Below are 25,484 nucleotides of genomic sequence, written 5' to 3' on the forward strand. Positions count from 1 at the left end.
TCTTCTCAACCGGTGATGAAGGTCGGCCAGACCTGGATCTGCAGCTTGAGCGCCCAGATGAATGCGATGTAGCTGCCGATGGCCAGGACAGTGGCCAGGATCAGCACGGTGGGCAGCTTGAACTCGTGGCCCGCAAGGCTGGCGATGATCACGAGCGCATAGATCGCGATGATCATTCCCATGGCCGGCACGCCGATGCTCGGCAGGCCGCCCAGCAGGATGCCGAATGCGAGGTTGGCGCCCAAAATGAACACCACCTGCTTCCAGGCCCATTTGCCGATTTTTTCGCCGTCGGTCGTTTCAACGGTGAGGCCGCTGAACATGATCCCCAGGCCGATCAGGGCCATCAGGATGCCGAGCATCAGCGGGAAGTAACCGGGACCCATGCGGGCGCCGCTGCCCACGCTGTAGGTGGTGGCGCCCCAGGCGAACCCCACACCCACGACGGTGAACATCAGTCCCGAGAAAAAGTCTTTCTGACTTTTGATTTTCACGAACAGTCTCCTCGAACAAGTTTCGATGCGGGATTGTCCGGTCAGCTTGCGGTCAGGCGGATGTGGATTTCACTAACCGAACGGTTAGGGTTAACCCAAATGGCAACACATCACTCCAGGGGTGGCGTAGCGCTCAGCACCTCTTCGATGGTGGTCACGCCCTCGGCCACGCGCAACGCGCCTGCTAGGCGCAGGGGTCGCATGCCGTCGATCACGGCTTGGCGCCGCAGGCCCGTGAGGTTGGGCTCCTTGGTGACCTTGTCCTTGAAGGCCTCGGTCACGCTCAGCAGTTCGTAGAGGCCCATGCGGCCCATGTAGCCGGTCATGCGGCAGTCGACGCAACCAACCGGCTTGTAGGCACGCACAGAGCCGGTGATCTGCCAGGGCTTGACGATGGCTTCCAGGCTTTCGCGCGTGACCGCGTCGTCGGGCTGCTTGCAGTGCGGGCACAGCGTGCGCACCAGGCGCTGCGCAAGCACGCCGAGCATCACGGCGGTGATCAGGTACGACGGCACGCCCAGTTCCATCATCCGCGTGATGGCGCTCGGTGCGTCGTTGGTGTGCAGCGTGCTGAACACCAGGTGGCCGGTGAGCGCCGCCTGCACCGCCATCTCGGCAGTGGCGAGGTCGCGGATTTCGCCGACCATGATGATGTCCGGGTCCTGCCGCATCAGCGCGCGCAGGCCCTCGGTGAAACCGAAGTCCAACTGCGGCTGCACCTGCGTCTGGTTGAACGAGGGCTCGATCATTTCGATCGGGTCTTCCACCGTGCTCACGTTGACCTCTTCGGTCGCCACGCGCTTGAGCGTGGAGTACAGCGTGGTGGTCTTGCCCGAGCCAGTCGGGCCGGTCACCAGAATGATGCCGTTGGGCCGCGTGACGAGCTGCTCCCAGCGCTGCGCGTCGTGCTGGGCGAAGCCCAGCGCATCGAGGTCCTTCACCGCGGTGTCGGGGTCGAAGATCCGCATCACCATCTTCTCGCCGAAGGCAGTCGGCAAGGTCGACAGGCGCATTTCGACTTCGTCGCCGCGCATGTTGCGGGTCTTGATGCGGCCGTCGAGCGGACGGCGCTTCTCGACCACGTCCATGCGGCCCAGGAGCTTGATGCGCGCGACCATCGCGTTCATCACGCCCATCGGCATCTGGTAGGCGGGATGCAGGATGCCGTCGATGCGAAAGCGGATCACGCCCTGCTCGCGGCGCGGTTCCAGGTGGATATCGCTCGCGCGCTGGTCGAAGGCGTATTGCCAGAGCCAGTCGACCACCTGCACCACGCTCTGGTCGTTGGCGTCCAGTTGCTTGTTGCTCTTGCCCAGTTCCACCAGCTGCTCGAAGCTCGCGCCGCCGGTATTGCCGCCGGCCTTTTGCGCGGCGCGCACCGACTTCGCGAGCGCGAAGAATTCGGCCGTGTAGCGCTGGATGTCGGCCGGGTTGGCCACCACGCGCCGCACGGTGCGCTTGGACTGGCGCTCGACCTCGGAGATCCAGTCGGTGAGAAACGGCTCGGCCGTGGCCACCACCACCTCGTTGGGCAGCACCTGCACGGGCAGCACCTTGTGACGCTCGGCGTAGGCCGCGCTCATGGTGTCGGCGACCTTGCCCACGTCGACCTTCAGCGGATCGATACGCAGGTAGGAAAGGCCCGCGCGGCCGGCGAGCCATTGCGTGAGCGCTTCGAGGTCGAGCGGCTTGTTGTCGCTCTCGCGCGTCATCGCCACGTTCGCGAGGCGAACCAGTGGCGCCTGGCGGCTCTCGGCCTGAGCGCAGCGTGCGATGGTGCGCTTGGCTTCGACGGGGGAAATCACGCCGTCGGTGGCCAGCCATTCGATCAGGCGGCGCAGGTCGAGCGGGCCTTCGTGGCGGGCGGCCAGAGGGGCGGGGGCGGAAACGGCGGGAACAGCGCTCATGAGCCGGCAGGTCGGGTGATGGAAGTATTCAGGGGCTTGAACACCCGCAGCCACTTCGGCGCGGGCAGACTCCAGCGAGTCTGGATCGTTTGCGCGCGCTCGGCAAGCACCTCGCGCTTCGGGCGGCTCGGCGTGCGCTGCGCCAGCACCACCGTGTTGCCTTCCCGCGTCGGCTTGAAGGCCCAGACGGCATCGGCGCCGAACGCGGCGGCGATCTTCTCCAGGCTGCGCTCGTAGCTCGACGAGCGGCCGAAGAGGTTGACCGTCATGCAGCCGTCTTCGGTGAGCAGCGCGCGGCAGTCGGCGTAGAAGTCTTCGCTGTCGAGCACCGGTGCCGCCGCTTCATGGTCATACAGGTCGACCTGCAACGCATCGACGGTGCCGTGCCACTCGGGCTTGCGGATCTCCACGGCCGCATCGGCGATCACCACGCGCAGCTTCGGGTCGTCGGCCGGCAGCTTGAACCAGCCGCGGCAGGCCGACACCACCTGCGGATTGAGCTCGACCGCCGTGGTGCGCATGCGCAGCGTCTTGCGGCAGAACTTGGTGAGCGTGGCCGCGCCAAGGCCCAGCTGCATCGCATGGCGGCTGGCGACGGTCTTGCCGTCGACGAACAGCAGCCAGGCCATCATGCGCTGCACGTATTCGAGTTCGATCTCGAACGGTGCATCGAGCTTCATGGAGCCCTGGACCCATTCGGTGCCCAGGTGCAGGTAGCGGATGTCGCCCCAGTCGGAGAAATTGACTTCGGGAAGAACGGGGGTGGTGCGCGTGGCCATCAGATGAGTTTGTGGGCGTCGAAGACCTCGCGCCAGGCCGCGAGCTTGCGCTCGAAGCTCCACGACGCATTGGCGGGGCTGGTGGAAGGCAACTGGTAGACCGGCACGCCGAGTGTGCGCGTGTGGCGTGCGTGCTTGAAGCTCTCGCCGCCGTTGTGCGCGATGGCGGCGAGCTTCGGCAGCTTGAGTCCGGCGATGTCGTTCGCGACGGGTGCGCGAATCGCCGAATCGAGGCTGCCTTCGCGTTCGCACGCCGCGTACACGTCCCACACGCCCAGGCCGCGATCGAGCAGCCACGCCTTCTTCTTCGCGTAGCTGTCTGCGCCTGTCGGCAGCGGGTGGTCGGGCCAGACGGCTTGCAAGATCTTCCAGAACTGGTTTTGGGGATGCGCATAGTACTGCTGCTGTTCGAGCGACCGCACGCCCGGAAAGCTGCCGAGGATCAGCACGACGGTGGCGGGCGAGACGATGGGCGCGAGGCCTGTGAGCACCAGGTTGTCGGGGTCGGGTGCGGCGGATGGATTCATGGGGCTGCATCTTGGCACTGTCGCGGTCCACCGTCATGGGCAAGCCATGCCCGTCAGTTATTCTCCCCCGCTTCACAGACACACCGTGGCGGAGGGAACAACATGACCATCTCGGACCGTACCGAGACATTTTTCGGCAAGAGTGTTCAGGACTATCAAGGTGGCGAGGTGGCCGGCGGTCCCGGCATCGTTCACCGCCTGTGCCTGGACTACGACGACGACAAGTCGATGGGCGCATTGCTCGAGGAGTACCTCTCCAAGATCGACAAGAACGCGCTCGACGCCCTGATCCTCGGGCCATGGTCCGAGCCCCACGACACCGGCCCCGGCGACGCGTTCGAAGTCCTGGTCGAACACGCGTCCGAACTGAAGAATCTCAAGGCGCTGTTCGTCGGCGACATGACCTTCGAGGACTGCGAGATTTCCTGGATCATCCAGGGCAACTATCAAGCCCTGCTGCAGGCCTTTCCTCAACTCGAGGTGCTGCGCATCCGTGGCGCGACCTCGCTGCAGCTGCCTGCGTTCAGCCACTCCGCGCTGCGTGAACTCGTCATCGAATCCGGCGGCCTGCCGCGCGAGATCAGCGAGGGCCTGGCGCAATCCACGCTGCCGTCGCTCGAGCACCTCGAGCTGTGGCTGGGCACCGACGAATACGGCTTCGACGGCGACGTCGACCTGTTCCGAGGCGTATTGCAGAAACTTCGCTCGCCCAAGCTGCGCTACCTTGGGCTTCGCGATTCGGAGATCGCCGACCAGGTGGCCGTGTGGCTGGCAACCGAAGGCTGGGTCGCGGAGCTCGACACCCTCGACCTGTCGCTCGGCACGCTCGGCGACGAAGGCGCCAAGGCCCTGCTTGCAAGCCCTCACGTCACGAAGCTGAAGCGCCTCGACCTGTCGCACCACTACATCAGCGCGCCGGTTCAGGCGCAACTGCGCGCGGCCATCCCCGGCGTGGTGCTCGACGATCCGCAGGAGCCGGACGAAGGGAATCGGTACGTGGCGGTGGGCGAGTAGGCGTCCGGCAATGCTCCCTTGGGTGGTGCTGGGCGTTGCGACGAGCAAGCGCACGCAAGGCCTGCTGGCCGCGGCCCGGGAAACGGGGGCCTCCGTGCGGCTCGTCGAATGGCGCGAATGGCTGACCGACGCGCAGGCTCTCGAAGGCCAGCTCCAGCAGCCCTGCCGCCTCAAGATTGAACCGCCCGGGGACGACGCCCGGGTGCACATGGCGCTCGTGCACATGGGATGCGAGCACCTGGGCCGCGCGCCCTGCCCTTCGATCGAACGCGGCGAGCTGGCGCAAACGGACGCATGGTTCGAGGGCTTCCGCATCGCAATGAAACGCCTCGAGCGCATGCTCGCTGCGATGCCCCATGCACGGGTCGTCAACGCGCCCGCGGAGATCCTGGCGATGACCGACAAGCTGGATTGCCAGCAGCAGCTGCAGTCCCGGTCCGTGCCCACTGCGCCATTGCTGGGGCTCGTGCGCGATTACGAACATCTGGTCGCCCTCCTCGACCAAGAAGACCTGGACCGCGTTTTCCTCAAAGCCCGCTATGGATCGTCCGCGTCCGGCGTGATCGCATTCCGGCGCAATCGCCGCGGACAGCAGCAGGCCGCCACGACCGCGCAACTTCACGAAGGCGGGCGATTGTTCAACGTCAAGCGCGTGTCCTGCTACACGCGGCACGACGAGGTGCGCCGCGTGGTCGACCTGGTGAGCGCCCAGGGCGCGTACGCGGAGGCATGGATACCCAAGCCGCGCCATGGGGCGGGCCATTTCGACCTGCGCGCGGTGACCTTCGGCGGCCGCGTCGCGCACCGCATCGCACGCCTCGGACAACGACCGATGACCAACCTCCACCTGGACAGCGAGCGTGTCGACCCCGACCGCGTGCTCGCGTCCGAAGACCAGGCGGCGCTCGCCTCGACGGCCGAACTTGCCGCGAGCGTTTTTCCGCGCAGCAACGTCGTCGGCTTCGACCTCGTGGTACGCCAGGGAAAAGCCCATGTGCTGGAGGCCAACGCCTTCGGCGACCTGCTGCCGGGTTGGCTGTGGCAGGGCAAGGACACCTACGCCACCGCCTTCGGCGACGGTGCGATGCGATGAACGAGCCCGTCGACATGAACCGGGTGGTCGGCACCCATGACATCGTGATGATCACGCTCGACACCTTGCGCTATGACGTGGCGCAAGCGGCGTTCGAGCGCGGCGAGCTGCCGGTGCTCTCTCGGCACCTACCCGCGCAAGGCTGGGAGAAGCGCCACACGCCGGGCAACTTCACCTACGCAGCCCACCACGCGTTCTTCGCCGGCTACCTGCCGACACCGGCCAGGCCGGGCGCGCACGCCCGGCTCTTCGCCACCGCCTTTCGCGGCAGCGAGACCACGGCGCGCACCACCTTCGTCTTCGATGAAGAGAACATTCCCAAGGGCCTGGGTGCACGCGGATACCGCACCGTCTGCATCGGCGGCGTGGGCTTCTTCAACAAGCAGAACGCGCTGGGCCAGGTGTTTCCCGGGATGTTCGCGGAGAGCCATTGGCATCCCACGTTGGGCGTGGGGCACCGCCACTCCACGAAGCGCCAGGTGGACCTGGCCGTGCAGCGGCTGCATGCCGATGCGCAGCGCGTGTTTCTCTTCATCAACGTGTCCTCGATCCACACACCGAATCGCGCCTACCTTCCCGGTCATACCGAGGATTCCATCGAAACCCATGCCGCCGCGTTGCGCTACGTGGACGGGGCACTGGGCCCCCTGTTCAACGCCTGCGCGTCGCGCGGGCCCACCTTCGTGATCGTCTGCTCCGACCACGGCACGGCATACGGCGATGACGGCTATCACGGCCACCGCATCGGCCACGATTGCGTGTGGACCGTTCCGTATGCGCACTTCTTCCTGGGGGCACCATGCTGAACGCCCCATCGCTCGCCGAATGGCTCCAGCAAGGGCCCTACCAGGCCTACTCGTACAGCTACCCGCACAAGAGTGCCTACCGGCCGCTGCCCTCCCGCTCGCTGCGCGAAGCGTGGGCCACGGAAGATCGCTCGGCGCTCTTCGCCTACATCCACGTGCCCTTCTGCACGATGCGGTGCGGCTTCTGCAATCTCTTCGCGATGGCGCAGCCTGCCGAGGCGCTCGTCGAGTCCTACGTCGATGCCGTCGTGCGGCAGATGCGGGCCATGGACCGCGCCCTCGGCGAACGCCGGTTCGCGCGGCTGGCGGTGGGCGGCGGCACGCCCAGCTACCTTCCGTCCGCACTGCTCGAGCGGCTGTACGTTGCGGCCGACCGCATCCTCGGCATCGACCTGCAGGCCACGCCATCGGGCATCGAGGTCTCGCCTGAAACCGTGACGCACGACCGGATGCGCATGTGCCGCGCGATGGGCGTCCAGCGCGTGAGCATGGGCATCCAGAGCTTTGCGCAACACGAGGTTCGCGCGCTGGCGCGTCCGCAGCAGAACGCCGTGGTCATCGAGGCCATCGGCCAGATCCGCGAAGCGGGTTTTCCGGTCATGAACCTCGACCTGATCTACGGCATCGACGGGCAGACCGTGGAAAGCTGGCTGTCTTCCATCGAGAGCGCGCTGGCGTTCGGGCCAGAAGAGCTCTACCTCTATCCGCTCTACGTGCGCGAGCAGACGGGGCTCGGGAAAATGGCGATCCGCAAGGCCGAGCAGGGCGCGGATTTCCGGCAGGCGCTGTACGCCGCGGCCAGGGCGCGCCTGCTGGAGGCGGGCTACGAGCAGGTCTCGATGCGCATGTTTCGCGCACCGCACGCGCCCCGGGACAACGGCCCGGTCTATTGCTGCCAGGACGACGGCATGGTGGGGTTCGGCGCTGGTGCGCGCTCGTACACCCGCAGCCTTCACTACTCCTCCAGTTATGCCGTGCAGCGCAGCGCGACGCGCAGCATCATCGAAGACTTCATCGCCTGCGACGAGGAGCAGTTCGCAGAGGCCCGCTACGGGTTCGAACTCGACGGCGACGAGCAGCGCCGGCGCTTCGTGATCCAGTCGCTCCTGACGGACCCCGGCCTTTCGCACGCCGCCTACGAACAGCGCTTCGGCGCCCCGGTGCTCGAAGAGCTGCCGCAACTGCGGGAACTCACGGCCCTGGAACTCGCGACGGACGAGGCAGGCCTCTTCCAGCTGAACGCGCGGGGCGTTTCCTATTCGGACACCATCGGCCCCTGGCTCGCATCGGCCGCCGTGCGCGGCCTGATGCCGAACGCGCCATGCTGACGGTTCTCTATCGGGGAAGCCTGTCGAGCTGCAACTACAGCTGCAGCTATTGCCCCTTTGCCAAGCGGCGGGACAGCCGCGCCACGCTCGCGCGGGATGCCACCGAGGTGGCGCGCTTCGTCGATTGGGCAGGCAGGCAGACGCGGCCCCTCCGAATCCTGTTCACGCCCTGGGGCGAAGCCATGGTGCGCCGCCCCTATCGCCACGCGATGCTGGCGCTCGCCGCCATGCCGCATGTGTCCCAGGTGGCCCTGCAGACCAACCTGGCGGGGCCGCTGTCGTGGCTTGCCGATGCACCGGCCGGGAAGATCTCCCTGTGGTGCACCTATCACCCCGACCAGACGCGGCTTGAGCGATTCATCGAGCGGACCCGGCAGCTGTCGGCGCTGGGTATCGGCCACTCTGTCGGCGTCGTGGCCATGCAGGAGCACTACGAGGCCATTCGCGCCCTGAAGTCGGCGCTCCCTGAAACCACGCCCTTCTGGCTCAACGCCTACGACAGGCGCGGCCCGGGTTACTACACGGCCCAGGACCTGCAGTGGCTCGACGCGCTGGACCCGCGGTTCATGCACGAGCATTCGCCCGGGCCGTCGCGCGGAAAGGCCTGTCGCGCAGGCTCCGAAGCTATCGTTGTCGATGGCGACGGCGAGGTGCAGCGGTGCCACTTCATTCCGCGACGCCTGGGCAACCTCTACGCCGACGACCTCGACGGCATGCTGGTGGAGCAGCCCTGCAGCCGATTCAAGTGCGACTGCTTCATCGGCTACGTGCATCGGCGGGACCTGGACTTCTACCCGGCCTACGGCGACGGCGTGCTCGCCCGCATTCCGCTGCAGACATGAACGACCGGATGCCCTGCGTCGTCTGGCTCACCGGCATCTCCGGCGCGGGCAAGACGACCATCGCGCGCAATGTCGAGACGCGGCTTCGCGCGCTGGGCAGGCACACGCTGCTGCTGGATGGCGACGACATGCGGCTCGGGCTGAATCGCGACCTCAGCTTCAGCGATGCGGATCGCATGGAAAGCACCCGGCGGGTTGCGGAGGTCGCGAAGCTGATGCACGCCGCGGACCTGACCGTCATCGTGGCGCTGATCTCGCCGTTTCGCGAGGCCCGCGCAATGGCCCGTTCGCGCTTTCCGGCAGGCGCGTTCTTCGAGATCCATGTCGACACGCCGATCGAGATCGCGGAAGCGCGCGATCCGAAATCCCTGTATCGGAAGGCGAGGCGGGGCGAGATCGTGGACTTCACGGGCATCGACTCCCCCTACGAAGCGCCGGAACGGCCGGAGCTGCGCCTCGATGGAACCCATCCGTCTCCCGACGCCCTCGCGGACCAGGTGATCGAACTGCTCAACGGCGCCTGATCTGCCCATGAAAAAACCCGCCGAAGCGGGTTTTTTCGAGAGAGCGCGGACCGGAGCCCAGGCTTACTTCTTGGCGGCTTCGTTCTCGGCGGTGCCGGGGATCTTCTCGCCGATGGCGGCGCCCGTGCTGCGCATGCCGTCCGCCGTCTTGTGGCCGGCGGTTTCAACGGCATCGCCGGTCTTCACGGCTGCGTTCTTGGTGGCGTTGGTGGCCTTCTTGGTGGTGTTCTTGGTCGCGTTCCAAGCCTTCTTGGTGCCGCGCTCGGTGGCGTTGGCAGCCTTCTTGGTGGTGCTCTTGGTGGCGTCCCAGGCCTTCTCGGCGCCGGCTTCGGTGGCGTTCACGGCCTTCTTGGTCGTGCGCTTGGTCGCGTCCACGGCGTCCTTGCCGGCTTCCTTCACCTTCTCGGTGGTGGTGGGCTCGGCGGTTGCGGGGGCCGCGGTCTGTGCCACGGCGGACACACCGATGGAGGCGAGCGCCAAGGCGAGCACAACAGGCATGGTGCGAACAAAAGATGTGGTCATGGAAGACTCCTTTTTGAGTGAAGTGTTGGAGTGACGGACTTGCCACTGTGCAAGCAACGTCGCTTCGAACCTCAAGGATGACAGCAAAAAGTGAGGCTCTACCCTCGTGCGCGCAACTCGGGACATTGGCCTACGCGGGGTGCGGCGCGCGTTCCGACAAGGCCATGAGACTTTCGAGCTTCGGCAGCGTTTCGACCGCATTCCGGGTGGTGGCTGCGGCCAGCGCATCGATGCCGATGCCGCGCAATCCGGCCACCACTTCGGCGATGCGCGGCAGCTCGCCCGGCTCGTTGCGGCCCTGCACTTCGCCGGCGTCGCGCTGCGCCTGTGTGCGGTAGAGCCAGTGCGGCTGGATGTCGGGGGCATCCGTCTCCATCACGATCGCGCCGAGCGGCAAGGTGGTCGCGAGCCGCCGCAACTGCAGCGCGCGCTCGAAAGTCACCGCGCCGCCGAAGCCGAGCTTGAGCCCGAGTTCGATGCAGGCATTGGCCTGCTGCTCGCTGCCGTTGAACGCATGCGCGATGCCCTGCCATGGCCGCCCGCCCGCCGTCTGCCGCAAATGCTTGAGCACCTTGTCGACCGAGCGCCGCACGTGGATGAGCACGGGTAACCCGTGCTTGCGTGCCAGTTGCAACTGAGTGTGAAAAAAACGCTCCTGCTTCGGGCCGTCCAGGCCTTCGACGAAGTAGTCCAGGCCGATCTCGCCGACCGCCACGAGCCGCGGATCGCCCTGCCGCGCGGTCAGTTCCGCATCGAGCACCTCGAGGTCGGCGTCTTGCGCCTGGCCCGTGCAAAGTGGGTGGATACCCAGCGCATAGGCATCACCCTGCCTGTGCGCCAGCTCGCGCACGGTGTCGAAATTGAAGACGGCCACCGCCGGGATCACGCACAGGGAAATCCCCTGCGCCGCGGCGCGGGCGCGGATCTGCGGCATCTCTGCACCGAATTCGGGCGCGTCCAGGTGGCAGTGGGTATCGACGAACGAAGGCATCGCGCCATGATGCCCGAAGGGATGCGCAGGCGCGGAAAGCGTGCTACTGTGAACTCCTTCACGCGTCTTTTTTGCCGGAGGTTCTCCGATGCGCAGGCCCGCTTTCTACAGCCGTTCGCCCCGCACGCCGCCGCCGGCCGCAGAACAAGCGGCCGATCCGGCGGATGCCGAGGCATCGCCGGACACGGCAGGCGCAGGTGGCGCCGTGCAGCCACCGGCCGTCCGCACCGGCTGGCAGCCGGGACGCAAGAGCTTCGCCCTCCTCCTCGTGCTGTGCGCGGCGCTGGTCGCCGGCGGCACCGTGTGGTGGCCGCGCCAGGGCAAGGTGATCACGCAGAAGGACATCGACGCGGCCGTGCTGCGCACGATGCAGACCGCTACCCTCCCCTCGCCCGCCGCCAGAGCGGCCGACATCATCCGGCCCTCGGTCGTTCGCGTGGTGGGCTATGGCACCGAGAAGGCCACGCCCGAAGCCAAGACCCAGAAGCGCGGCCGCAACATGGCCAAGGGCAAGCCGCCCGAAGCCCCGCTCGACGGCACGGCGCCCGGCGAAGTCGAGCGCGGCGTCGGCACCGGCGTGGTGATCGTCGACAAGGGCGTGATCCTGACCAACCTGCACGTCGTGGCCGGCGCCGAGAAGATCAAGGTCACCTTCGCCGACGGGCTGGAGGCGGTGGCCGTCATCACCGGCGTGCAGCCCGAGAACGACCTCGCGGTGCTGCAGGCGCAGAAGATTCCCGACGACCTGATTCCCGCCGCGATGCGCTCCACCGCCGACCTGCGCCCCGGCGACCAGGTGGCAGCCGTGGGCTTTCCGTTCGGCATCGGGCCCTCGGTGTCGGCCGGCGTGGTGTCGGGCCTGAAGCGCTCGTTCCGCTCGCCCGAGGGCAAGCAGGAGCTGGGCAACCTGATCCAGTTCGACGCGGCCGCCAACCCCGGCAACTCGGGCGGCCCGCTCATCAACATGGACGGCGAGGTGCTGGGCATCGTCACCGCCATCCTCAACCCGACGCAGCAGCGCACCTTCATCGGCATCGGCTTCGCGGTGCCCATCGAGAACGCGGCCTCTGCGGCAGGTTCGCCGCCGTTCTGATTTCTTCGAAAGCCCTTCGCATGAGCACAGAGAACCCGCCCCTGTCGACCTTCTCCACCGCGCCCGCCACCGCCGAGCTGATGGAGCAGATCCTCTACGAGGTCAAGCGCGTGGTCGTGGGCCAGGACCGCTTTCTCGAGCGCGTGATGGTCGCGATGCTCGCGGGCGGCCACCTGCTGGTCGAAGGCGTGCCGGGCCTGGCGAAGACGCTCACCATCAAGACGCTGGCCGACACGGTGCGCGGCCAGTTCAAGCGCATCCAGTTCACGCCCGACCTGGTGCCGGCCGACCTGGTGGGCACGCGCATCTACAACCAGAAGACGGGCGACTTCAGCACCTCGCTCGGCCCGGTGTTCGCCAACCTGCTCTTGGCCGACGAGATCAACCGCGCGCCGGCCAAGGTGCAGAGCGCGCTGCTCGAGGTGATGCAGGAGCGCCAGGTCACCATCGCCGGCGAAACGCACAAGGTGCCGCGGCCCTTCCTCGTGATGGCGACGCAGAACCCCATCGAGACCGAAGGCACCTACCCGCTGCCCGAGGCGCAGGTCGACCGCTTCATGATGAAGGTGCTGGTCGACTACCCGAGCGACGAGGAAGAGTTCGTCATCGTGCAGCGCGTGATCGGCCCGGCGGTGGAAGCCCGCCCGGTCGCCACCACCGAGCAGCTCGCGGCGCTGCAGGCGGAGGCGCGGCGGGTGTACGTCGACCCCTCGCTGATCCAGTACGCGGTGAAGCTCGTCTCGGCCACCCGCACGCCCGAGAAGCACGGCCTGAAGGACATGCGCCGCTTCATCACCTTCGGTGCGAGCCCACGCGCCAGCATCAGCCTCACCGAGGGCGCGCGTGCGCTCGCGCTGTTGCGCGGCCGTAGCTATGCGCTGCCCGAGGACATGACGACGCTGGTGGGCGACGTGCTGCGCCATCGCGTGACGCTTTCCTACGAAGGGCTGTCCGAGGGCCTGACGCCCGACAGCCTGATCGAAAAGATCATGCGGGCCATCCCCGCTCCACCCAAACCGCTCGAACATGAAAAGCTGGTGGCGTAAGGCCCCCGCGGCCGCGAACGACGAACGGCTTGCCGCGGAGGCCGGTGGAGCCGAACGCGCGCTGCGCCGGCTCGAATGGACCGTCATCCGCCGCCTCGACGGCCTGCTGCAGGGCGACTACCGCACGCTGATGCGCGGCAGCGGGCTCGACCTGGCGGACCTGCGCGAATACCAGCACCACGACGACGTGCGCCACATCGACTGGAACGTCACCGCCCGTCTGCAGACGCCGCATGTGCGCGTCTTCACCGAAGACCGCGAGATGGCGGCCTGGTTCGTGCTCGACCTCAGCCGCTCGGTCGATTTCGGTTCGGGCCTGAAGGCCAAGCGCGAGATCTCGGCCGGCTTTGTCGGCGTGCTGGCGCGACTGCTCACGCGGCACGGCAACCGGGTCGGTGCGCTGGTCTACGGCAACGACCTCGAGGCCGTGATCCCGCCGCGCAGTGGCCGGCGTCACGTGCTGCACCTGCTCCATGCGATGGAGCGCCGCGCCGACAAGGCCGGCGCGCCGGCGCAAAAGGGCATGACCCGCCTGGACGACCTGCTCAAGTCCGCCGCCAACCTGATGCCGCGCCGTTCCACCGTCTTCGTGGTGTCCGACTTCCTGAGCGAGCCCGGCTGGGAACGCCCGCTCGGCCAACTGGTGCAACGGCATGAAGTGATCGCCGTGCGCCTCTTCGATCCGCTCGAACTCGAACTGCCAGACCTCGGCCTCGTGCCACTGCGCGATGCCGAGACCGGCGAGCAGCTCTGGGTCGACACCCACGATGCCGGTTTTCGCAAGCGCTTTGCGCGCCTGGCTGCCGAGCGCGAGGCGACGTTGCGCGCCTCGCTCGCCAAGGCCGGCGTCGACGCCCTGGAGCTTTCGACCAGCGACGACCTGGTGGAAGCCATCGTTCGTTTCGCCGACCTGCGCAAGCGCCGTACGCGCGTCGGCGCAGGGTCGGTCTCGGGCAGCGTGAAGGCGGTGGCAGCATGACTTTTCTCTGGCCTCAATTCCTCTGGTTGCTGGCGGCGTTGCCGCTGCTGGTGTTGCTCTATGTCTGGCTGATCCGCCGCAAGAAGAAGCTCGCGGTGCGCTATGCGAGCCTCTCGATCGTGCGCGAGGCGATGGGTGCCGGGCAGAGCTTCAGAAGGCACATTCCGCCCTTGCTGTTCCTCTTGGCCATGGCCGCGATGCTGGTGGCCGCGGCGCGGCCGATGGCGGTGGTGATGCTGCCGTCGAACCAGCAGACCATCATTCTTGCGATGGACGTCTCGGGCAGCATGCGCGCGGCCGACGTGCTGCCCAACCGGTTGGTGGCGGCGCAGGAAGCGGCCAAGAGCTTCATCAAGGATCTTCCGCGCACCGTGAAGGTGGGCATCGTCGCCTTCGCGGGCAGCGCGCAGGTGGCGCAGTTGCCCACCACCAACCACGACGACCTGGTGACCGCCATCGACAGCTTCCAGCTGCAGCGTGCGACCGCCACCGGTAACGCCATCGTGGTGTCGCTCGCCACGCTGTTCCCCGATGCCGGCATCGACGTCGAGCAGTTCAGCGCCCCGAGCCGCCAGCGCGGCACGCCGATCGACCAGACCGAGAAGAAGCTCAAGGACTTCACGCCCGTGGCGCCCGGCTCGTTCACCTCGGCCGCGATCATCATGCTGACCGACGGCCAGCGCACCACCGGCGTCGATCCGCTCGATGCGGCCAAGGCCGCAGCCGACCGCGGCGTGCGCATCTACACGGTGGGCGTGGGCACGGTCGATGGCGAAACCATCGGCTTCGAAGGCTGGTCGATGCGCGTGCGGCTCGACGAGGAAACGCTCAAGGCCGTCGCCAACAAGACCAATGCCGAGTACTTCTACGCCGGCACCGCGAACGACCTGAAGAAGGTCTACGAAACGCTCAGCTCCAAGCTCACCGTGGAGAAGAAGGAAACGGAAATCTCGGCGCTGTTCGCGCTCGGCGCGGCGGTGCTCACGCTGCTGTCGGCGGGGCTGTCGCTGCTGTGGTTCAACCGGATTCTCTAGGTCAGGCCTTCGGGGCCGACTGAAGGCCGGCGAGCACCTCGCGCAGGATTTCTTCCGACAGTGCTTCGTCGTCCACGGCGCGGGCCAGCACCACGCCACCGTACATCGACGCCAAAGTCCGGATCGCGTCGCCCCGGGCATTCTTCTTCGAGCGCCATGGAAAATTCCTGGCGAAGCGGTCGATGACCGACTTCAGGTACGTCGTGAGCGACGCGCCCACGCCATCCCCGCTGCCCGTCTGGCCCGCGAACGCCGCCACCAGGCAGCCCTCGGCGCGTCCGTCGCGGTGCTCGTGGCTCAGGTAATCCTGCACATAGGCGCGCATGCCTTCGGGCGTCTCGCCGGCCGCGTCGAGGTCGGCGAGCGCCGCCTGCGCAGAGTGCGCGATGCACTCGGCCATCAGCGCTTCTTTCGAATCGAAGTGGTTGTAGAAGGGCCCGTGCGTGAGGCCCGTGGCTTTCATGATCTCGCTCACGCTCACGCCGAAGCCGCGCTCCTTGAACAGGCGCGAGGCTTCGGCCAGGATCTTCTGGTGCTTTTCGGCGGTTTCTGCTGGGGGGTATCGCATGTGACCTCTTTCTGTCGCGGGGTACTTCCGGGTCTCGTTTGACGTTAAGCATGATAACCATCATGCTTCGCCACCTCAAACATGATGGTCATCATGCTTGCAGTGCCGGCCACCGTCCCACCCACTTTTTGAATGGATTCGAAATGAGCGAACAAGCAACCCTCGGCACCGCCGTCGTCACCGGCGCATCGGCCGGCCTCGGCAAGATCTATGCGGACCGCCTGGCCCGCCGCGGCCACGACCTCGTGCTGGTGGCACGCCGCGCCGACCTGCTGGAAGAAGTCGCGACCGCCCTGCGCGCCAAATACGGCGTGAAGGTGCAGACGCTCGCCGCCGACTTGGCCGTTGCCGGCGACCTCGCGCGCGTCGTCAAGACCGTGTCCACCGACGCGTCGGTCACGCTGCTGGTCAACAACGCCGGCCTCTCGACGCTCGCGCCCGTCGCGCAGACCACGGCCGCGCAACTGCAGAGCATGCTCGACGTGAACATCAACGCCCTCGCTCACCTGAGCCACGCCGCGCTGGCCGCCTTCAAGGCACGCAACCGCGGCACGCTGGTGAACATCGGCTCGGTGCTGGGCTTCCACACGCTGCCGATCAGCAGCATCTACAGCGGCACCAAGGCCTTCGTGGTCGCGTTCACGCGCGGGCTGCAGGACGAAGTGGCTGGCACCGGCGTGAAGGTGCAGCTGGTGCTGCCAGCGGCAACGGCCACCGACATCTGGGAACTCTCGGGCGTGCCGATGTCGGCACTGGCCGAAGGCACGATCATGGCCGCCGAAGATTGCGTGGACGCCGCCCTGGCCGGCCTCGACCTGGGCGAGCCGATCACCCTGCCGTCGGTGAACGATGCGGCCTTGCTCGCGACTTTTGTCGATGCGAGCGCCAAGCTGTTCGGCGCTTCGCAGACCAGCAAGCCGGCAGCGCGCTATTTGGCAGCGGCCTGATCAGCTGCCTGCGCGGCCGCGATCGCCGCGTAATCCGGTGACTTCACCGCGCCGATGCCGCCCAGGAACAGATCGGCCACGATCGGCGCAATCGCCGCGTGGTCGAGCGTTCCGCCCGGCTTCATCCAGGTGAACATCCAGTTGATCATGCCGAACAGCAGCATGGTCAGCGGCTTGGCGAGGTCGTCGCTCGGCGCACCGGGCCGCAGCGCCGACACCGCGCGCGCAAAGCCCGCGACCACCTCGCGCTCCTTGTCGAGCACGCGCTCGCGGTCTTCTTCCTCGAGAAAGCGCACGTCGTCGGTCAGCACGCGGTGCGCGTCCTGCGCGCCGGCATATTCCTCGACGATGCGGTAGATGAAGCGGCGAAGGCGCTCTTCATCGGTGTGCGTCGACGCCTCTTCCTCGGCCACCAGCGCCGCGAGCTTGGACACGTGCGTCTCGGCAATGCTGATCAGGAGGCTGCTCTTGTCCTTGTAGTAGTGATAGAGCGTGGCCTTCGAGAGGTTGCACGCCTCGGCCACCTGGTTCATCGACGTGGCGGAATAGCCCCGGCGCGCGAACAGCTGGGCGGCCTGCGCGAGGATCAGTTCGCGCTGGTCGTCGTAGGTGGCGGATCTTCCACGCGGCATCGGGTCTTGTTCCTTGATTAAGCGGTTGGGGGCAACGCGCGATCTTGCATGAAGCGAGGCGCGGGCTATCCGCGCCGCGTGGCAATGAGCGGACGCACATCGATCGCCGGCAGGCGCGGCCGGTCCGCCTCCACTTCGGCAAGCGGCGCGACCTCGCGCAGGCTCTCGAGGCTGCGCACCGTCAACGCCTGGTAGACGTGCGTGCCTTCGAGCTTCCAGGCAACCTCTTCATCGGTGAGTTCGCGTTTCACCTTCGCCGGAATGCCCGACACCAGCGAACGCGCCGGCACCTTCATGCCGGCCGGAACGAAGGCACAGGCCGCGACGATGGCCTTCTCGCCGATCTCGGCCTCGTCCATCACCACCGCATTCATGCCCACCAGCGCATCGCGCCGCACGATGCAGCTGTGCAGGATCGCGCCGTGGCCGATGTGGCCGTTGACCTCCACCACCGTGTCGTTGTCGGGAAAGCCGTGGATGCAGCAGTGGTCCTGCACGTTCGAGCCCTCCTCCAGCACGATGCGGCCGAAGTCGCCGCGCAGGCTCGCCAAAGGGCCGACATAGCAGTTCGGGCCGACGATCACGTCGCCGATCAGGACTGCGCTGGGGTGTACGTACGCGCTCGGGTCGACGACGGGAATCACGCCGTCGATGGAATAGCTGGGCATTTGGTCAGTCTCCTTTTTTGGGGGGACTCAGGGTTTGCCCTGAATCAACCCGCTTGTGTCGGGATTGGGCTCGATCCTAAAATCAACCGAACGGTCGGTCAATAGTGTTTGCGAGCCGATTCGTACCCACACAAGGATGAGAGACACCTCATGTCAGAACCTTTAGTTCTCACAAGCAATGCCGGCGCGGTCCGCACGCTGAGCCTGAACCGCCCCGCGGCGCTCAACAGCTTCACGACCGAACTGCATGCCGAACTGATGGCGGCGCTCGAACTCGCAGCGGGCGACGACAGCGTTCGATGCGTCGTCCTCACCGGCGCCGGCCGCGCCTTCTGCGCGGGGCAAGACCTCGCCGATCCCGCCGTCGCCCCGGACCCCACGCCCGGCGCCGCGCCCAAGGACCTGGGCCGCATGATCTCCACCTACTACGCCCCGCTCGTCGCGCGCCTGCGCTCGATGCCGGTGCCAGTGGTCGCAGCCGTGAACGGCGTTGCCGCTGGAGCGGGCGCCAACCTCGCGCTGTGCTGCGACCTCGTCGTGGCCGGCCGCTCGGCCAGCTTCATCCAGGCCTTCACCAAGATCGGCCTCGTGCCCGACACCGGCGGCACCTGGCTGCTGCCGCGCCTTGTGGGCTCGGCGCGCGCACTCGGCATCGCGCTGCTCGGCGACAAGCTCCCCGCCGAAGAAGCCGCGCGCATCGGCCTGATCTGGCAGTGCGTGGACGACGCGGCACTGCCCGACGCGGCCGCCGCACTCGCCTCGAAGCTGGCCGCCATGCCGACCCGCGCCCTCGTCGCCACCCGCCAGGCCCTGGCCGCGGCCCAGGACATGAGCCTCGATGACGCACTCGCCGAAGAAGCGCGCCTGCAGCGCGAGATGGGCAACGCCAACGACTACCGCGAAGGCGTCGAGGCCTTCCGCGCCAAGCGCGCGCCGGTGTTCAAGGACCGCTGAACCATGACCGAACCGACCCGCACGCCCCAGCAGACCGCCGAGTACGTCCGCGACGGCATGCTCGCCAACGACAACGCCACCAAGGGCCTGGACATGCGCATCGTCGAGGTCGGCCCCGGCCAGGCCACCATCGAGATGCGCGTTCGCCCCGACATGCTCAACGGCCACGCCACCTGCCACGGTGGCTTCATGGCCACGCTGGCCGATTCGACCTTCGCCTTCGCCTGCAACTCGTACAACGAGCTGACCGTGGCCTCGGGCTTCTCGATCGACTTCATCGCTCCCGCGCGCGAAGGCGACCTGCTCACCGCGCGCTGCCACGAGGTCTCCAAGGCCGGCCGCACCGGCGTGTACGACACCGAAATCACCAACCAGCGCGGCGAGCGCATCGCGATGTTCCGCGGCCGCTCCTACACCGCCAAAGGCCGCCCCGCCGTCCCCGCCTGAACGAAGAGACAAGACCACCATGACCGCCCGACACCCCGCCCCCGGCGAACTCGATCCCATCGAAACCGCGAGCCGCGACGAGATCGCCGCGCTGCAGCTCACGCGCCTGCGCGCCACGCTGCAGCGCGCCTACGACAACGTGCCGCACTACCGCAAGGCTTTCGATGCGAAGGGCGTGCAACCCAACGACCTGAAGTCGCTCGCCGACCTGTCGAAGTTCCCGTTCACGGTGAAGAGCGACCTGCGCGACAACTACCCCTTCGGCATGTTCGCCGTGCCGCGCGAAAACGTGGCGCGCATCCATGCCTCGTCGGGCACCACCGGCAAGCCGACCGTGGTCGGCTACACGCTCAAGGACATCGACACCTGGGCCAACCTCGTCGCCCGCTCCATCCGCGCGGCGGGCGGGCGGCCCGGCGACATGGTGCATGTGTCGTACGGCTACGGCCTCTTCACCGGCGGCCTGGGCGCGCACTACGGCGCCGAGCGCGCGGGCTGCACCGTCATCCCCATGTCAGGCGGCCAGACCGAGAAGCAGGTGCAGATCATCCAGGACTTCAAGCCGAACATCATCATGGTCACGCCCAGCTACATGCAGGTGATCATCGAGCAGTTCGAGCGCCAGGGCCTCGACGCCAAGGACAGCTCGCTCAAGATCGGCATCTTCGGCGCCGAGCCGTGGACCGAGGCGATGCGCCGCGACATCGAGGCCAAGGCCGGCATCGATGCGGTCGACATCTACGGCCTCTCCGAAGTGATGGGCCCGGGCGTCGCGAGCGAATGCGTCGAGAGCAAGGACGGCCCGGTGATCTGGGAAGACCACTTCTACCCCGAGATCATCGACCCCGAGACCGGCGAGCTGAAGGCCGACGGCGAAGAAGGCGAACTGGTCTTCACGTCGTTGAGCAAAGAGGCGATGCCGATCATCCGCTATCGCACGCGCGACCTCACGCGCCTCCTGCCGCCCACCTCGCGCGCCTTCCGCCGCATGGGCAAGATCGTCGGGCGCAGCGACGACATGATGATCATCCGCGGCGTGAACGTCTTCCCCACGCAGGTGGAAGAGATCGTGCTCGCGCACAAGAGCCTCTCGGGCCTCTACCAGGTGCATGTGAGCCGTGCCGACAAGCTCGACCAGGTCGAGGTGCACTGCGAGCTCAACCCCGCCGACGCCGCCTCGGCGGACCGCACCGCCATCGGCGACTGGGTGCAGCACCGCGTGAAGACGCTCATCGGCATTTCGACGCGCGTGGTGGTTCATGCGCCCAACGAGATGGAACGCACCCAGACCGGCAAGGCCCGCCGCGTGATCGACACGCGCCCGCGCTGAGCCGCCCCACATACCCACCGAAAGGACACGCACATGTACACCCAGGCCATGGACACCATGGGCAAGGACGCAGGCGACGGCAAGAAGGCCGTGCGTTCCGCCGACGAGATGCGGCTCGAGGAGCGCTTCGACGCTCAGATCGATGCCGGCGAATTCATCGAGGCGAAGGACTGGATGCCCGAGCACTACCGCAAGACGCTGGTGCGCCAGATCAGCCAGCACGCGCATTCCGAAATCGTCGGCATGCTGCCCGAGGGCAACTGGATCAGCCGCGCCCCCACGTTGAAACGCAAGGCCATCCTGCTGGCCAAGGTGCAGGACGAAGGCGGCCACGGCCTCTACCTGTATGCCGCCGCCGAGACGCTGGGTACCTCGCGCGACCGGATGTTCGATGCGCTGCACAGCGGTAAGGCCAAGTACAGCTCGATCTTCAACTACCCCACTCTCACCTGGGCCGACATGGGCACCATCGGCTGGCTCGTCGACGGCGCGGCCATCATGAACCAGGTGCCGATCTGCCGCTGCTCGTACGCGCCGTATGCGCGCGCCATGATCCGCATCTGCCGCGAGGAGAGCTTTCACCAGCGCCAGGGCTACGAGGCCCTGCTCACCATGATGACCCACGGCACCGACGCGCAGAAGGCGATGGTGCAGGACGCGGTCAACCGCTGGTGGTGGCCCTCGATCATGATGTTCGGCCCGCCGGATGACCAGTCGCCCAACTCGGCGCAGTCGATGCGCTGGGGCATCAAGCGCTTCAGCAATGACGAGCTGCGCCAGAAGTTCATCGACGCCGCCGTCGAGCAGGCCGCCATCCTCGGCGTGACCCTGCCCGACCCCGACCTGAAATGGAACGAAGAACGCCAGGCGCACGACTTCGGCGCCATCGACTGGAGCGAGTTCTGGCGCGTGGTGGGCGGCGACGGCCCCTGCAACCGCGAGCGCCTGCAAGCGCGCGTCGACGCCTGGGAAGACGGCGAATGGGTCCGCGAAGCCGCCATGGCCCACGCCAACAAACAACCATTGAAGGAGGCCGCATGAGCGCCGATACGACAAAACAAGAGTGGCCCCTGTGGGAAGTGTTCGTGCGCAGCAAGGCGGGCCTGGACCACAAGCATTGCGGCAGCCTGCACGCGGCCGATTCGAAGATGGCGATCCAGATGGCGCGCGACGTGTACACGCGCCGCCAGGAAGGCAGCAGCATCTGGGTGGTGCGCTCCGAACAGATCGTGGCAAGCGACCCGGGCGAGAAGGACATGTACTTCGATCCGGCGGAAGACAAGGTCTACCGCCATCCGACCTTCTACGCGCTGCCCAAGTCCGTGGACCACATGTGAGCGGCCATTGACGGGAACATCATGCAAGCATCGATCGAACTGAACCGCACGCCCGCCGTGCAATACCTGCTGCGCATCGGCGACACGTGCCTCGTGCTCGCGCAACGCTTGGGCGAATGGTGCGGCCATGCGCCCGTGCTGGAAGAAGACATCGCGATGGCCAACATCGCGCTCGACCTCGTCGGCCAGGCCCGCGGCCTGCTCACGCATGCCGGCAAGCTCGAAGGCGCCGGCCGCGAACACGACGAAGACCAGCTCGCCTACCTGCGCGACGAGCGCGACTACTTCAACCTCACGCTGGTCGAGCTGCCGCGCGGCGACTTCGCCTTTGCCGTGCTGCGCAACACCATGGTCGCCACCCTGCTCAAGCTGCTGTGGCAGCGCCTCGCGGCATCGAGCGATGCCGAGGTGGCCGCCATCGCCGGCAAGGCGGTGAAGGAAGCGCGCTACCACCAGCAGCACTCGGCTGACTGGGTCGTGCGCTTGGGCGACGGCACCGACGAATCGCGCCGCCGCACGGAGAAGGCGTTGAAGCAACTCTGGCTCTACGTGCCCGAACTCTTCGAGAGCGATGCGGTGGACGAAGCCGCCAGCGCGAGCGGCCTCGGCCCGGCATGGAGCGAACTGCGCGAACCGTGGCTCGCCGAGATGCAGCAGGTGCTCGATGCGGCCGGTCTCGCGATGCCGGAGGAAGCCGCGTTCCGCAGCAACGGCAAGCGGGGCGTGCACAGCGAGCACATGGGCTACATCCTCACCGAGATGCAGCACCTGCAGCGCAGCTTTCCCGGAGGCGTGTGGTGACGAGCGTGGTTGCGTCGCGCGTCGATGCGGCCTGGGCCGTGCTGCACACGGTGCTCGACCCCGAGGTGCCGGCCGTGTCGGTCTGCGACCTGGGCATCGTGCGCGAGGTGATCGAGCACGACGACGGCCTCGAGATCGTACTCACGCCGACCTACTCCGGCTGCCCCGCGACCGAAGCCATCGAGCATGACGTGCTGGCCGCCATCGAGCAAGCAGGCCTCGGCCGCGCACGCGCCACGCTGCGCCGCGCGCCCGCATGGAGCAGCGACTGGATCAGCGACGAAGGCCGTGCCAAGCTCAAGGCCTACGGCATCGCGCCGCCGGCCCACCTCACGCCCGAGGTCGCCGCCAACACCGCGATGCCGATCAAGCTCTTCGGCCGCATCGCCGGCGAACGCATCGCCTGCCCGCGCTGCGCGAGCGAGCGCACCGAACGGCTCTCGGCCTTCGGCTCCACCGCCTGCAAGGCCCTGTATCGCTGCATGGCGTGCCGCGAACCCTTCGAACACTTCAAGCCAATCTGAGACGGTTCCCACGATGAGTACCCTTTTCCATCCCCTGCGCGTGAAGGCCATCGAGCCCGACACGCACGAGGCCGTCATCGTCTCATTCGAGGTGCCGGCCGACCTGCAGGAAGTCTTCGGCTTCACGCAGGGCCAGTACCTCACCCTCCGCCACGACATCGACGGCCAGGACCTGCGCCGTTCCTATTCGATCTGCGCGGGCCTGGACGACGGCGAGCTGCGCGTCGGCGTGCGCAAGGTGCGCGGCGGCGTGTTCTCCAACTGGATCAACGCGAGCCTGCAACCCGGCGACACCCTGCAGGTGATGGCGCCGCAGGGCCGCTTCTTCGTGCCGATCGAGCCGGCGTCGGCCCGGCATCACGTCGGCATCGCGGGCGGCAGCGGTATCACGCCGATCCTCTCGATCATGAAGACCGTACTGGCGCGCGAGCCCGCGAGCCGCTTCACGCTGATCTACGGCAATCGGCAGCTGCAGTCCACGATGTTCAAGGAAGAAATCGAGGACCTGAAGAACCGCTACATGACGCGCCTGGTGCTGCTGCACGTTTTCTCCGACGAGCACACCGATTCGCCGCTGGGCTTCGGCGTGATGAACCGAGAGAAGATCGGCGAGTTCCTCTCGTCGGTGGTGCCGGCGAAACGCATCGACCATGTGTACGTCTGCGGCCCGTTCCAGATGAACGACGAGGCCGAGGCTGCACTGCTCGCGGCCGGTGTGCCCGAGGACCGCATCCACATCGAGCGCTTCGGCGTGGCCTTGCCCTCGGCCACGCAGGTCGGCGCCGTGGTGCACGAGCCGCAGCCGGGCGATGCCAAGCAGGCCCGCATCACCATCGTGCGCGACGGCCTGCAACGCGAGATCACTTTCACCGAAGGCCAGCCCAGCATCCTCGATGCCGCATCGGCCGCGGGTCTGGAAGTGCCGTTCTCGTGCACCTCCGGCGTGTGCGGCACCTGCCGCGCCAAGTGCGTGGACGGGGAAGTCCGCATGGAAAGAAACTTCGCGCTCGACAAGAATGAAGTGGCCGCGGGCTTCGTGCTGACTTGCCAGGCCCACCCTCTCACCGAACGTGTCACCTTGTCTTTCGACGAGCGCTGATACGCCAGGCCTCAACGATTTTTCAACCCGGAGACAAAACCAATGAAATTCTTCTTCAAGCCCCTGCTGATCGCCGCGCTGTGCGCCACCGCCGCCGCGGCCTGGGCCGACGTCAATGTCGGCGTGACGGTGTCGGCCACCGGCCCCGCCGCCTCGCTCGGCATTCCCGAGAAGAACACCATCGCGCTGATGCCCAAGACCATCGGCGGCCAGAAGATCAACTACATCGTGCTGGACGATGCCTCCGACACCACCGCGGCCGTGGCCAACACCCGCAAGCTGATCGCCGAGAACAAGGTCGACATCGTGCTGGGCTCCACCACCACGCCCAACTCGCTCGCCATGATCGACGTGGTGAGCGAAGCCAAGGTGCCGATGATCTCCATCGCCGCCTCGGCCCGCATCATCGAGCCGATGGACGCCAAGAAGAAGTGGGTCTTCAAGACGCCGCAGAACGACATCATGATGTCGCTCGCCATCGCCGAGCACATGGCCGCCAACGGCGTGAAGACCGTCGCCTACATCGGCTTCTCCGACGCGTATGGCGAAGGCTGGTCGGAAGAATTCGCCAAGGCCGCCGCGCTCAAGAAGATCACCGTGGTCGCCAACGAGCGCTTCTCGCGCAGCGACACCTCGGTGACCGGCCAGGCGCTCAAGATCATGGCCTCCAAGGCCGACGCCGTGCTGGTCGGGGGCTCGGGCACGCCGGCCGCGCTGCCGCAGAAGACGCTGAAGGAGCGCGGCTACACCGGCAAGATGTACCAGACGCACGGCGTGGCGAACGCCGACTTCCTGCGCGTGGGCGGCAAGGACGTGGAAGGCACCTTCCTGCCCGCGGGCCCCGTGCTCGTGGCCGACCAATTGCCGGCCAGCAACCCGGTGAAGAAGTCCGCACTGGCTTATGTGGCGGCGTATGAAGCGGCCAACGGCAAGGGCACCGTGTCGACGTTCGGCGCGCACGCGTGGGACGCGGGTCTGCTGATGACGTCTGCCGTTCCGGTCGCGCTGAAGAAGGCGCAACCGGGCACGCCCGAGTTCCGCGCAGCGCTGCGCGATGCGCTGGAGCAGGTCAAGGAAGTGTCGGGCGCGCATGGCGTGTTCAGCATGACGGAGAAGGACCACCTCGGCCTCGACCAACGCGCCCGCGTGATGGTCAAGATCGAAAACGGCGCCTGGAAATACCAACCGTGATGTCTTT

29 protein-coding genes are annotated in these 25,484 nt (G+C 67.0%); 20 read left to right on the top strand and 9 right to left on the bottom strand.

From position 1 onward, the window contains the following. Positions 1 to 5 precede the first annotated feature (5 nt). The 4 genes from ACSFA7_RS24420 to ACSFA7_RS24435 all read right to left on the bottom strand — a co-directional run bounded on the left by ACSFA7_RS24420 (position 6) and on the right by ACSFA7_RS24435 (position 3,707). Entirely contained in the window at positions 6 to 494 is a 489-nt protein-coding gene (locus tag ACSFA7_RS24420) for a tripartite tricarboxylate transporter TctB family protein (protein ID WP_435501746.1), read from the bottom strand. Positions 495 to 604: 110 nt separating this feature from the next. Continuing rightward, complete coding sequence (gene tfpB / locus ACSFA7_RS24425; protein WP_435501747.1) at positions 605 to 2,401, bottom strand: type IV pilus assembly ATPase TfpB; 1,797 nt, start codon at positions 2,399 to 2,401, stop codon at positions 605 to 607. Beyond that, positions 2,398 to 3,180 (bottom strand): class I SAM-dependent methyltransferase, encoded by a 783-nt coding sequence (locus ACSFA7_RS24430; RefSeq protein ID WP_435501748.1) that lies wholly within the window; start codon positions 3,178 to 3,180, stop codon positions 2,398 to 2,400. The genes tfpB and ACSFA7_RS24430 overlap by 4 nt, the downstream gene beginning before the upstream one ends. Then, the gene (locus ACSFA7_RS24435) at positions 3,180 to 3,707 is read right to left on the bottom strand and encodes a DNA-deoxyinosine glycosylase (protein WP_435501749.1); all 528 of its coding nucleotides are present in this window, start codon (positions 3,705 to 3,707) and stop codon (positions 3,180 to 3,182) included. Before ACSFA7_RS24435 ends, ACSFA7_RS24430 begins: the two co-directional genes overlap by 1 nt. Before the next feature lie 102 nt (positions 3,708 to 3,809). Here ACSFA7_RS24435 and ACSFA7_RS24440 point away from each other — a divergent pair, with 102 nt between their 5' ends. The 6 genes from ACSFA7_RS24440 to cysC are packed head-to-tail and all read left to right on the top strand — an operon-like array spanning position 3,810 to position 9,314. Beyond that, on the top strand, positions 3,810 to 4,721 hold the full coding sequence (locus ACSFA7_RS24440; RefSeq protein WP_435501750.1) for an STM4015 family protein: 912 nt from the start codon (positions 3,810 to 3,812) through the stop codon (positions 4,719 to 4,721). Between the two features lie 22 nt (positions 4,722 to 4,743). Next, positions 4,744 to 5,814: an STM4014 family protein gene (locus ACSFA7_RS24445; protein WP_435501751.1), complete on the top strand. Its 1,071-nt coding sequence runs from the start codon at positions 4,744 to 4,746 to the stop codon at positions 5,812 to 5,814. Continuing rightward, complete coding sequence (locus ACSFA7_RS24450) at positions 5,811 to 6,620, top strand: STM4013/SEN3800 family hydrolase (RefSeq protein WP_435501752.1); 810 nt, start codon at positions 5,811 to 5,813, stop codon at positions 6,618 to 6,620. Before ACSFA7_RS24445 ends, ACSFA7_RS24450 begins: the two co-directional genes overlap by 4 nt. Beyond that, positions 6,614 to 7,948 (top strand): STM4012 family radical SAM protein, encoded by a 1,335-nt coding sequence (locus ACSFA7_RS24455; protein WP_435501753.1) that lies wholly within the window; start codon positions 6,614 to 6,616, stop codon positions 7,946 to 7,948. The genes ACSFA7_RS24450 and ACSFA7_RS24455 overlap by 7 nt, the downstream gene beginning before the upstream one ends. Beyond that, positions 7,942 to 8,790 carry an STM4011 family radical SAM protein gene (locus ACSFA7_RS24460; RefSeq protein WP_435501754.1) on the top strand — a complete coding sequence of 283 codons (849 nt, stop codon included), beginning with the start codon at positions 7,942 to 7,944 and terminating at the stop codon, positions 8,788 to 8,790. The genes ACSFA7_RS24455 and ACSFA7_RS24460 overlap by 7 nt, the downstream gene beginning before the upstream one ends. Next, the gene (gene cysC / locus ACSFA7_RS24465) at positions 8,787 to 9,314 is read left to right on the top strand and encodes an adenylyl-sulfate kinase (protein ID WP_435501755.1); all 528 of its coding nucleotides are present in this window, start codon (positions 8,787 to 8,789) and stop codon (positions 9,312 to 9,314) included. The genes ACSFA7_RS24460 and cysC overlap by 4 nt, the downstream gene beginning before the upstream one ends. A gap of 63 nt (positions 9,315 to 9,377) precedes the next feature. On the opposite strand, the gene ACSFA7_RS24470 is transcribed toward cysC, so the two are convergent. Together ACSFA7_RS24470 and ACSFA7_RS24475 are read right to left on the bottom strand one after the other, a co-directional pair. Continuing rightward, positions 9,378 to 9,836 (bottom strand): hypothetical protein, encoded by a 459-nt coding sequence (locus ACSFA7_RS24470; RefSeq protein ID WP_435501756.1) that lies wholly within the window; start codon positions 9,834 to 9,836, stop codon positions 9,378 to 9,380. Positions 9,837 to 9,966: 130 nt separating this feature from the next. Further along, positions 9,967 to 10,827, bottom strand: coding sequence for a TatD family hydrolase (locus tag ACSFA7_RS24475; RefSeq protein WP_435501757.1), 861 nt, complete (start codon positions 10,825 to 10,827; stop codon positions 9,967 to 9,969). 88 nt (positions 10,828 to 10,915) lie between these two features. Here ACSFA7_RS24475 and ACSFA7_RS24480 point away from each other — a divergent pair, with 88 nt between their 5' ends. From ACSFA7_RS24480 to ACSFA7_RS24495, 4 genes are read left to right on the top strand one after another with little or no spacing between them, the layout of a single operon-like run. Further along, a complete protein-coding gene (locus ACSFA7_RS24480; RefSeq protein ID WP_435501758.1) occupies positions 10,916 to 11,920 on the top strand; it encodes a S1C family serine protease in 1,005 nt (334 codons plus the stop codon). 20 nt (positions 11,921 to 11,940) lie between these two features. After that, positions 11,941 to 12,966, top strand: a complete 1,026-nt coding sequence (locus ACSFA7_RS24485; protein WP_435501759.1) for an AAA family ATPase — start codon at positions 11,941 to 11,943, stop codon at positions 12,964 to 12,966. Beyond that, a complete protein-coding gene (locus ACSFA7_RS24490; protein WP_435501760.1) occupies positions 12,947 to 13,945 on the top strand; it encodes a DUF58 domain-containing protein in 999 nt (332 codons plus the stop codon). The genes ACSFA7_RS24485 and ACSFA7_RS24490 overlap by 20 nt, the downstream gene beginning before the upstream one ends. Beyond that, the gene (locus ACSFA7_RS24495) at positions 13,942 to 14,979 is read left to right on the top strand and encodes a VWA domain-containing protein (RefSeq protein ID WP_435501761.1); all 1,038 of its coding nucleotides are present in this window, start codon (positions 13,942 to 13,944) and stop codon (positions 14,977 to 14,979) included. The genes ACSFA7_RS24490 and ACSFA7_RS24495 overlap by 4 nt, the downstream gene beginning before the upstream one ends. A gap of 1 nt (position 14,980) precedes the next feature. On the opposite strand, the gene ACSFA7_RS24500 is transcribed toward ACSFA7_RS24495, so the two are convergent. Then, positions 14,981 to 15,547, bottom strand: a complete 567-nt coding sequence (locus tag ACSFA7_RS24500) for a TetR/AcrR family transcriptional regulator (RefSeq protein WP_435501762.1) — start codon at positions 15,545 to 15,547, stop codon at positions 14,981 to 14,983. A gap of 143 nt (positions 15,548 to 15,690) precedes the next feature. Here ACSFA7_RS24500 and ACSFA7_RS24505 point away from each other — a divergent pair, with 143 nt between their 5' ends. After that, the gene (locus tag ACSFA7_RS24505) at positions 15,691 to 16,494 is read left to right on the top strand and encodes an SDR family NAD(P)-dependent oxidoreductase (protein WP_435501763.1); all 804 of its coding nucleotides are present in this window, start codon (positions 15,691 to 15,693) and stop codon (positions 16,492 to 16,494) included. Here ACSFA7_RS24505 and ACSFA7_RS24510 read toward each other — a convergent pair. Beyond that, entirely contained in the window at positions 16,476 to 17,126 is a 651-nt protein-coding gene (locus ACSFA7_RS24510) for a TetR/AcrR family transcriptional regulator (RefSeq protein ID WP_435501764.1), read from the bottom strand. The two genes, ACSFA7_RS24505 and ACSFA7_RS24510, sit on opposite strands and share 19 nt — an antisense overlap. A gap of 65 nt (positions 17,127 to 17,191) precedes the next feature. Then, positions 17,192 to 17,794, bottom strand: a complete 603-nt coding sequence (locus ACSFA7_RS24515; RefSeq protein ID WP_435501765.1) for a phenylacetic acid degradation protein PaaY — start codon at positions 17,792 to 17,794, stop codon at positions 17,192 to 17,194. Positions 17,795 to 17,944: 150 nt separating this feature from the next. On the opposite strand from ACSFA7_RS24515, the gene ACSFA7_RS24520 reads away from it, so the two are divergent. From ACSFA7_RS24520 to ACSFA7_RS24560, 9 genes are read left to right on the top strand one after another with little or no spacing between them, the layout of a single operon-like run. Then, positions 17,945 to 18,748, top strand: a complete 804-nt coding sequence (locus ACSFA7_RS24520; RefSeq protein ID WP_435501766.1) for an enoyl-CoA hydratase-related protein — start codon at positions 17,945 to 17,947, stop codon at positions 18,746 to 18,748. Positions 18,749 to 18,751: 3 nt separating this feature from the next. After that, positions 18,752 to 19,195 (top strand): hydroxyphenylacetyl-CoA thioesterase PaaI, encoded by a 444-nt coding sequence (gene paaI, locus ACSFA7_RS24525; RefSeq protein ID WP_435501767.1) that lies wholly within the window; start codon positions 18,752 to 18,754, stop codon positions 19,193 to 19,195. A gap of 19 nt (positions 19,196 to 19,214) precedes the next feature. Beyond that, positions 19,215 to 20,525 carry a phenylacetate--CoA ligase PaaK gene (paaK, locus tag ACSFA7_RS24530; protein ID WP_435501768.1) on the top strand — a complete coding sequence of 437 codons (1,311 nt, stop codon included), beginning with the start codon at positions 19,215 to 19,217 and terminating at the stop codon, positions 20,523 to 20,525. A gap of 33 nt (positions 20,526 to 20,558) precedes the next feature. Beyond that, positions 20,559 to 21,566, top strand: coding sequence for a 1,2-phenylacetyl-CoA epoxidase subunit PaaA (gene paaA, locus ACSFA7_RS24535; RefSeq protein WP_435501769.1), 1,008 nt, complete (start codon positions 20,559 to 20,561; stop codon positions 21,564 to 21,566). After that, on the top strand, positions 21,563 to 21,862 hold the full coding sequence (gene paaB, locus ACSFA7_RS24540) for a 1,2-phenylacetyl-CoA epoxidase subunit PaaB (RefSeq protein WP_013539788.1): 300 nt from the start codon (positions 21,563 to 21,565) through the stop codon (positions 21,860 to 21,862). The genes paaA and paaB overlap by 4 nt, the downstream gene beginning before the upstream one ends. A 21-nt stretch (positions 21,863 to 21,883) precedes the next feature. Then, positions 21,884 to 22,663 (top strand): 1,2-phenylacetyl-CoA epoxidase subunit PaaC, encoded by a 780-nt coding sequence (gene paaC / locus ACSFA7_RS24545; RefSeq protein ID WP_435501770.1) that lies wholly within the window; start codon positions 21,884 to 21,886, stop codon positions 22,661 to 22,663. Further along, positions 22,660 to 23,187: a 1,2-phenylacetyl-CoA epoxidase subunit PaaD gene (gene paaD, locus ACSFA7_RS24550; RefSeq protein WP_307650514.1), complete on the top strand. Its 528-nt coding sequence runs from the start codon at positions 22,660 to 22,662 to the stop codon at positions 23,185 to 23,187. Before paaC ends, paaD begins: the two co-directional genes overlap by 4 nt. A 13-nt stretch (positions 23,188 to 23,200) precedes the next feature. Next, positions 23,201 to 24,286 carry a 1,2-phenylacetyl-CoA epoxidase subunit PaaE gene (gene paaE, locus ACSFA7_RS24555; protein ID WP_435501771.1) on the top strand — a complete coding sequence of 362 codons (1,086 nt, stop codon included), beginning with the start codon at positions 23,201 to 23,203 and terminating at the stop codon, positions 24,284 to 24,286. 42 nt (positions 24,287 to 24,328) lie between these two features. After that, positions 24,329 to 25,477 (top strand): ABC transporter substrate-binding protein, encoded by a 1,149-nt coding sequence (locus ACSFA7_RS24560; RefSeq protein WP_435501772.1) that lies wholly within the window; start codon positions 24,329 to 24,331, stop codon positions 25,475 to 25,477. The last annotated feature ends 7 nt before the right edge of the window (positions 25,478 to 25,484 follow it).

The sequence above is a fragment of the Variovorax trehalosi genome (assembly GCF_051216415.1).
GTDB lineage: Bacteria > Pseudomonadota > Gammaproteobacteria > Burkholderiales > Burkholderiaceae_C > Variovorax.

Bases quoted from the DNA above. Each gene is read 5' to 3' on its own strand.
- ACSFA7_RS24505 (WP_435501763.1), top strand. From the start codon at position 15,691: ATGAGCGAACAAGCAACCCTCGGCACCGCCGTCGTCACCGGCGCATCG.
- ACSFA7_RS24495 (WP_435501761.1), top strand. From the start codon at position 13,942: ATGACTTTTCTCTGGCCTCAATTCCTCTGGTTGCTGGCGGCGTTGCCG.
- paaB (WP_013539788.1), top strand. From the start codon at position 21,563: ATGAGCGCCGATACGACAAAACAAGAGTGGCCCCTGTGGGAAGTGTTC.
- ACSFA7_RS24435 (WP_435501749.1), bottom strand. From the start codon at position 3,707: ATGAATCCATCCGCCGCACCCGACCCCGACAACCTGGTGCTCACAGGC.
- ACSFA7_RS24440 (WP_435501750.1), top strand. From the start codon at position 3,810: ATGACCATCTCGGACCGTACCGAGACATTTTTCGGCAAGAGTGTTCAG.
- ACSFA7_RS24490 (WP_435501760.1), top strand. From the start codon at position 12,947: ATGAAAAGCTGGTGGCGTAAGGCCCCCGCGGCCGCGAACGACGAACGG.
- ACSFA7_RS24510 (WP_435501764.1), bottom strand. From the start codon at position 17,126: ATGCCGCGTGGAAGATCCGCCACCTACGACGACCAGCGCGAACTGATC.
- tfpB (WP_435501747.1), bottom strand. From the start codon at position 2,401: ATGAGCGCTGTTCCCGCCGTTTCCGCCCCCGCCCCTCTGGCCGCCCGC.
- ACSFA7_RS24430 (WP_435501748.1), bottom strand. From the start codon at position 3,180: ATGGCCACGCGCACCACCCCCGTTCTTCCCGAAGTCAATTTCTCCGAC.
- ACSFA7_RS24475 (WP_435501757.1), bottom strand. From the start codon at position 10,827: ATGCCTTCGTTCGTCGATACCCACTGCCACCTGGACGCGCCCGAATTC.
- paaI (WP_435501767.1), top strand. From the start codon at position 18,752: ATGACCGAACCGACCCGCACGCCCCAGCAGACCGCCGAGTACGTCCGC.
- ACSFA7_RS24520 (WP_435501766.1), top strand. From the start codon at position 17,945: ATGTCAGAACCTTTAGTTCTCACAAGCAATGCCGGCGCGGTCCGCACG.
- ACSFA7_RS24515 (WP_435501765.1), bottom strand. From the start codon at position 17,794: ATGCCCAGCTATTCCATCGACGGCGTGATTCCCGTCGTCGACCCGAGC.
- paaA (WP_435501769.1), top strand. From the start codon at position 20,559: ATGTACACCCAGGCCATGGACACCATGGGCAAGGACGCAGGCGACGGC.
- paaC (WP_435501770.1), top strand. From the start codon at position 21,884: ATGCAAGCATCGATCGAACTGAACCGCACGCCCGCCGTGCAATACCTG.
- ACSFA7_RS24450 (WP_435501752.1), top strand. From the start codon at position 5,811: ATGAACGAGCCCGTCGACATGAACCGGGTGGTCGGCACCCATGACATC.
- ACSFA7_RS24485 (WP_435501759.1), top strand. From the start codon at position 11,941: ATGAGCACAGAGAACCCGCCCCTGTCGACCTTCTCCACCGCGCCCGCC.
- ACSFA7_RS24560 (WP_435501772.1), top strand. From the start codon at position 24,329: ATGAAATTCTTCTTCAAGCCCCTGCTGATCGCCGCGCTGTGCGCCACC.
- ACSFA7_RS24460 (WP_435501754.1), top strand. From the start codon at position 7,942: ATGCTGACGGTTCTCTATCGGGGAAGCCTGTCGAGCTGCAACTACAGC.
- ACSFA7_RS24500 (WP_435501762.1), bottom strand. From the start codon at position 15,547: ATGCGATACCCCCCAGCAGAAACCGCCGAAAAGCACCAGAAGATCCTG.
- cysC (WP_435501755.1), top strand. From the start codon at position 8,787: ATGAACGACCGGATGCCCTGCGTCGTCTGGCTCACCGGCATCTCCGGC.
- paaK (WP_435501768.1), top strand. From the start codon at position 19,215: ATGACCGCCCGACACCCCGCCCCCGGCGAACTCGATCCCATCGAAACC.
- paaE (WP_435501771.1), top strand. From the start codon at position 23,201: ATGAGTACCCTTTTCCATCCCCTGCGCGTGAAGGCCATCGAGCCCGAC.
- ACSFA7_RS24470 (WP_435501756.1), bottom strand. From the start codon at position 9,836: ATGACCACATCTTTTGTTCGCACCATGCCTGTTGTGCTCGCCTTGGCG.
- ACSFA7_RS24455 (WP_435501753.1), top strand. From the start codon at position 6,614: ATGCTGAACGCCCCATCGCTCGCCGAATGGCTCCAGCAAGGGCCCTAC.
- ACSFA7_RS24480 (WP_435501758.1), top strand. From the start codon at position 10,916: ATGCGCAGGCCCGCTTTCTACAGCCGTTCGCCCCGCACGCCGCCGCCG.